Origin of the sequence: Treponema sp. UBA753 (assembly GCF_002297325.1) — a bacterium.
Classification (GTDB): Bacteria; Spirochaetota; Spirochaetia; order Treponematales; family Treponemataceae; genus Treponema_D.
On record NZ_DBKJ01000043.1, the window covers coordinates 11,606 to 17,689 of the forward strand.

The 6,084-nt window shown below is 40.8% G+C and carries 4 protein-coding genes; all 4 read left to right on the plus strand.

Going from position 1 to position 6,084, the window contains the following annotated elements; translation table 11 throughout:
* Positions 1–37 precede the first annotated feature (37 nt).
* Complete coding sequence (locus B4C08_RS03635) at positions 38–2,086, plus strand: methyl-accepting chemotaxis protein (RefSeq protein WP_296662992.1); 2,049 nt, start codon at positions 38–40, stop codon at positions 2,084–2,086.
* A 240-nt stretch (positions 2,087–2,326) separates the two neighbouring features.
* Positions 2,327–2,572: an OadG family protein gene (locus B4C08_RS03640; protein ID WP_296013290.1), complete on the plus strand. Its 246-nt coding sequence runs from the start codon at positions 2,327–2,329 to the stop codon at positions 2,570–2,572.
* Between the two features lie 29 nt (positions 2,573–2,601).
* Positions 2,602–4,668, plus strand: coding sequence for a sodium-extruding oxaloacetate decarboxylase subunit alpha (gene oadA / locus B4C08_RS03645; protein WP_296662995.1), 2,067 nt, complete (start codon positions 2,602–2,604; stop codon positions 4,666–4,668).
* Between the two features lie 110 nt (positions 4,669–4,778).
* Positions 4,779–6,084 (plus strand): sodium ion-translocating decarboxylase subunit beta (locus B4C08_RS03650; RefSeq protein ID WP_414717764.1); only part of this gene is annotated, 1,306 nt, incomplete at its 3' end.

Sequence of the window (6,084 nt, forward strand, 5' to 3'; positions counted from 1 at the left end):
GGGGGGGGGGGACTGATTACTGCATGGGGTTCACACTATGAAAAAAAGATTTTCAATTTCGGCGGTTCTTATGCTGTCGAATATTATTGGGCTTACAGTTTATGCCGCGGCTCTTTCGATTATTGTCTATTCCAGAATCAAAACCGATTTTTCTGAATATTTTAGGCAGACATTAAAAGACGACGTTTCCATTGTTTATGAAGAAATTGATATTTATAAGAAAAGCTGCACAGATTCAACCTTGTATACTCTAAAGACAATCGAAGACATTTACTTGAACTTTGGCTTTTCAAGACCTGAATTATTCCGCAATACTTGTAAAAATTCCATTGCCGCTTCTTTGTTTGATGCCTGTAGTTTTGTTGGAAACGACGGAACTTCAATAAATATAGGAAATATGCATGAAATCGATGGTCAGACTGTAAAAAATGTCTTTCAGGGAAAACGGTTTTCCGGCTTTATTCAAGCTGACGGTATTGTTTCTTATATTTGCGGGCGTCCTTTGGAAGCTAACGGAAAAGTTGTAGGAGCATTCTTTACAAAAAAGGAAATTCTGAACAATGCGTTTGTTGACCGCATTTCAAAATCCACAACCTGCGACTTTACAATTTTTGAAGGATCAAAAAGAGCCTTTACTTCAATTGCCGGAATGCTCGGGACTGAAATTGCCGATAAAACTCCAATTGAAAGAGCTTCTGGTGGCGAAGAAACTTTGTACAACGCAAAAATAAACGGAGAAAACTATTTTACATATTATTTTCCGTTAAAGCAGGACTACGGAACTTTCCTTACAACGCTTTTTCTCGGAAAGAAAGTTTCGCTTGTGCATGAAATTATATTTTCTATTTTTTCGCGGATTCTTATTGCTACTGTTTTGTGCGCAGTTGTAATTATTTTAATTCTTGTGGCTATTCTGATTTCAAAAATTATAAATCCGCTTAAGGCTGTGGGAGATGCAATCAACAACCTTTCTTCTGGAGATGCAGACCTTACGGCGCGGCTTCCTATAAAATGGAACAATGAGTTTGATGATATTTCAGTTGACGTAAATAAATTTATTGAAATGATTCAGAAAATTATCATTGAGCTGAACGAGGCGCAGAATTCCCTTGATTCAATCGGCCAGAACCTTGGAACAAACGCATCTGAATCTGCCAGCGCAACTGCTCAGATTATGGCGAACATTACCGGCGTAAAAAAGCAGTCGGAAAATCTTTCGCTTTCTGTTTCAAATACAACTGGAATTCTTGGAAAATCTGCCGGCAGCGTAAGAGATTTGTCTGGACTTGTTGAAGCTCAGGCTCAAGGAATTTCAGAGTCTTCCGCTGCAATTGAAGAAATGCTTGGAAATATTTCTTCTGTTACCGCAAATGTTCATAAAATGTCTGACAGCTTTAAAGAGCTTGGCGGAACTGTTGACGAAGGAAAAACAAAGCTTGCGAATGTAGATGGTAAAGTCAACGAAATTGCAGCCCAGTCAAAAATGCTTATTCAGGCTAACCAGATTATTTCGCAGATTGCCTCTGAAACAAACTTGCTTGCAATGAATGCCGCAATTGAAGCCGCCCACGCAGGAAAAGCAGGCGAAGGATTCTCTGTTGTTGCAAATGAAATTAGGAAACTTGCGGAAACTTCAAGCCAACAGTCAAAAAATATCAATACAGAACTTAAACAGATTTCTTCTTCTATTAAAGATGTTGTTTCCCTTTCAAAGGATTCGCAGACTGCATTTGGCGAAATTGTTACGCATTTGAATTCAACTGATACGATTATCCGTGAAATTGACAACGCCATGAATGAGCAGGAAAACGCTTCAAGGCAGATTTTTAGTGCGCTAAGCGACATGAGAAGCCAGTCTTCAGAAGTAAATGAGAAATTCAAGGATGTAAACAGCGGAATTGTTGAAGTTTCTAAGGAAATGGATTCTGTTCAGCACGTTTCTTCTACAATTCTTGGAAGCATGGATGAAATGGCGGCCGGAGCAAGGCAAATAAGTTCGGCAGCCCAGAATGTTTCGGATTTGGCGCAGTCCACAAAGGAAAATATTTCTGTAATGGATAGCCGTCTTGGTCAGTTCAGGGTTTAGCCTAAAACTTTAAATCTAAATTTCCGCTTGGAATATTTGAATACGCTTCATTTATTCCGGGCGGATTTTTTTTTGCTTTGTGCGTAACTGTTGTCCATTTGATGAATAAATTCTTTCTATTCTAATTGTAATGTTTTTGAAATTTCTCTATATTATTAACGGTATCTTTTTGCTAAAATGCGGAAAGATTCGGTTAAAAAAAATTCTTTTCCTATAAAATCTTTATTCTTGGGAGGAACTATGACAGTTCTTGAAATGTTCAGTCAAAGTGGAATTCTTACTTTGCTGGGAATGGGTGTGGTTTTCTTTTTTCTGATTATTATGATTTTGGCGATGATTGCGCTTCATGCTGTGGTTCATGCCTTAAAATGGGACGCCGAGCCTGTCGCCGAGCAGCCTGTTGCTTCTCCTTCCGTTCCTGCCGAAGACAATGGCGCTGTTGTTGCCGCTATTGCCGCTGTATTAAAAGATAAAAAAGCGTTGTAATTAATAGATTTTTATTAAGAGGTTGATTTATGTCTAAGAAAATTGGAATTTCTGAACTTGTTTTGCGTGATGCCCATCAGTCTTTGCATGCCACTCGCATGACAACTGCTGATATGCTTCCTGCTTGCGGAATGATTGATAAAATTGGCTACTGGGCTGTAGAAGGCTGGGGCGGAGCAACTTATGACTCTTGTATCCGCTTTTTGAATGAAGATCCTTGGGATCGTCTTCGCAAGCTCCATGCGGCTCTTCCAAACAATAAGATTATGATGCTTTTGCGCGGACAGAATCTTTTGGGATACCGTCATTACGCTGATGATGTTGTTGACAAATTTGTTGAAACTGCCGCAAAGAACGGAATTGATGTTTTCCGCATTTTTGATGCCTGCAACGACCCTCGCAATCTTGAGCGTGCCACAAAAGCTGCAAAAAAGACAGGAAAGCATGTTCAGATGGCAATTTCCTATGCAGTTACTCCTTTCCATACAAATCAGGTTTATGCTGACCTTGCAAAAACTTATGCTGAATTCGGCGCGGACTCAATCTGTATAAAAGATATGTCTGGACTTTTAAAGCCTTATGAAGCCTATGACTTGGTTCTTGCAATTAAAAAAGCCTGTGATCTTCCTATTGAGATTCACTCTCATGCGACAACGGGTCTTTCTGTTGCTACAGAACTTAAGGCTGTTGAAGCTGGCGCGGATATTCTGGACACAGCTATTTCTTCAATGTCTATGGGAACAAGCCATTCTCCAACTGAAACTGTTGTTGAAATGCTCAAGGGAACCGAATATGATACAGGGCTTGATACAAAAGCGCTTCTTGAAATTGCAGCTTATTTCCGCGAAGTCCGAAAGCATTATTCTTCACTTGAATCTTCTTTCCTTGGAGCTGACACACGCATTCTTCTTTCTCAGGTTCCAGGCGGAATGCTTTCAAATCTCGAAAGCCAGCTTAAGCAGCAGGGCGCATCTAACAAAATGGATGATGTTCTAAAAGAGCTTCCGATTGTCCAGAAAGATGTTGGATATGTTCCTCTTGTAACTCCGACTTCACAGATTGTTGGAACTCAGGCTGTTTTCAATGTTCTTTTTGGTCGCTATGAAAGAATGACAGGTGAATTCCGTGATCTTTTGGTTGGAAAATACGGAAAGCTTCCTGCAGAGCCAAATGCGGATCTCGTAAAAAAAGCTCTTGCACAGAACAATATGGAAGAAGTTATTACTTGCCGTCCTGCTGACAAAATTGAACCTGAATGGGACAAAATGGTTAAGGAAGCAAAGGAAAACGGTGGCGATGGAAGCGACGAGGATACACTCACTTATGCAATGTTCCCGAAAGTTGCTCCAAAATTCTTTAAGGAAAGAGCAAACGGTCCTGTTGATGCTGCTACTGCATTTGCAAAGAAAGAAGCTCCTGCTGCTGAACCTGCTTCAAAGGGCGGATCTTACACAATCACAGTTAACGGTTCTGCATATAATGTAACTTCAGACGGAAACGGTTCTGTTACAGTAAATGGAACTCCTTATTCTGTTTCTGTTGGGGCTGGAACTGCGGCTCCTGCTTCTGCTTCTGCTCCGGTTGCTACAGGCGGAGTTGATGTAAAGGCTCCGGTTGCTGGAACATTGCTTAAGCAGTGCTTTGCAAACGGAACAAAAGTTTCTAAAGGCCAGACTATAATAATAATTGAATCAATGAAGATGGAGCTTGAAGTTAAAGCTACAGATGACGGAACAATCACTTATTCTGTTGCTCCTGGTTCACAGATTCAGAGCGGACAGGTTCTTGCCACCATTGGCGGTGTTGTTGTTCAGCCTGCTCCAGTTGCAAAACCTGTTGCTTCTCCTGCAACTGCGGCTCCAGCTGCTCCAGTTTCATCTGGCAATGGAACAAAAGTAAATGCTCCGGTTGCCGGCGTGTTCCTTAGAACAGCAGTTGCTGAAGGCGCTTCTGTAAAGAAAGGCGACAATGTTGTTATTATTGAGTCAATGAAAATGGAACTTGAAATAAAAGCTCCTGTTGATGGAAAAGTTCACTTCCTTGCAAGTGCTGGAACTCAGCTTACAAATGGTCAGCCAGTAGCTGAAATTTGCTAAGATTATCTGCCGCCTCTTTTTAGGAGCGGTGGAAGTTTTTTTAAGGAAATAGTATGCCTGATACAAAGAAAATTAAAAATACAAAAATTGCATTTATTATGCTTTCGATTATGGCAGTTGCTGGAGTTCTTTCATTTACAACAAGAACTTTTGCGCAAGACAAACCTGCTCCAGCTTCTGGAATGGAACGTGTAATAAAAGGAACTGAAAACTGGAATGGAAAATATGATATTTCTATTTCAAAGTTCTTAAAGAATATTGGAAAGTCAACTGGAATCTATAAGATGATTCATCAGCCTACAGCGGAAGAGCTTGCGTTGGAAAAAGCGCAGGCAGAAGCTCAGCTTGCGGCGGAAGAAAACAATCCGTTTGATGAAGCTCCTAAAGCTCCGGGCTGGCAGTCTTTGATTATGCTTGCAATTGGCTTCCTTATTATTTATCTTGCAGTTGGAAAAGGATTTGAGCCGCTTCTTCTTATTCCTATTGGATTTGGAACTGTTCTTGTGAATATTCCGGGCGCGGCAATGGGAGACGCTCCTCATGGAATGCTTCATATAATTTACAGCGCGGGCGTTGGAAACGAATTCTTCCCGATGCTTATTTTCATGGGAATTGGCGCAATGACTGACTTTGGTCCTCTTATTGCAAATCCAAAAACTGCATTGCTTGGCGGTGCTGCCCAGTTTGGCGTTTTCTTTACGCTTTTCGGTGTTGCATTTATGAACGCTTTTCTTGGAACTGACTATACAATGCTTCAGGCTAGCGCGATTTCAATTATCGGCGGTGCGGACGGTCCTACTTCAATTTATGTTTCTGGAAAGCTTGCTCCTGAAATGATGGCGGTTATTGCGGTTGCCGCATATTCTTACATGGCTCTTGTTCCGATGATTCAGCCTCCGATTATGAAACTTCTTACGACAAAAAAAGAACGCCTGATAAAAATGGATCAGCTTAGGCCTGTTTCAAAGACAGAAAAAGTTTTGTTTCCGATTTTGCTTCTTGTGATTTCAATTCTTCTTTTGCCGCCAGCTTGTCCTTTGATTGGAATGCTTGCGTTCGGAAACTTCGTAAAGGAAAGCCATGCTGCGGAACGTCTTTCTAAAACTATGGAAAACGAGCTTATGAACATTGTTTCAATTCTTCTTTCTCTTGGTGTTGGAAGCCAGATGACTCCTGAAAAAATCATTAAGAAAGAATCACTTGGAATTATTGTTCTTGGTCTTTTTGCATTTGCAGTTGCCACAATTGGCGGTCTTGTAATGGCAAAAATCATGAATCTTTTCCTTAAGAAGAAAATTAATCCGCTTATTGGTTCTGCGGGAGTTTCTGCGGTTCCTATGGCTGCCCGTGTTGCGAATAAAGTTGGACTTGAGTACGATCCTTCAAACTTCCTTTTGATGAATGCGATGGGACCGA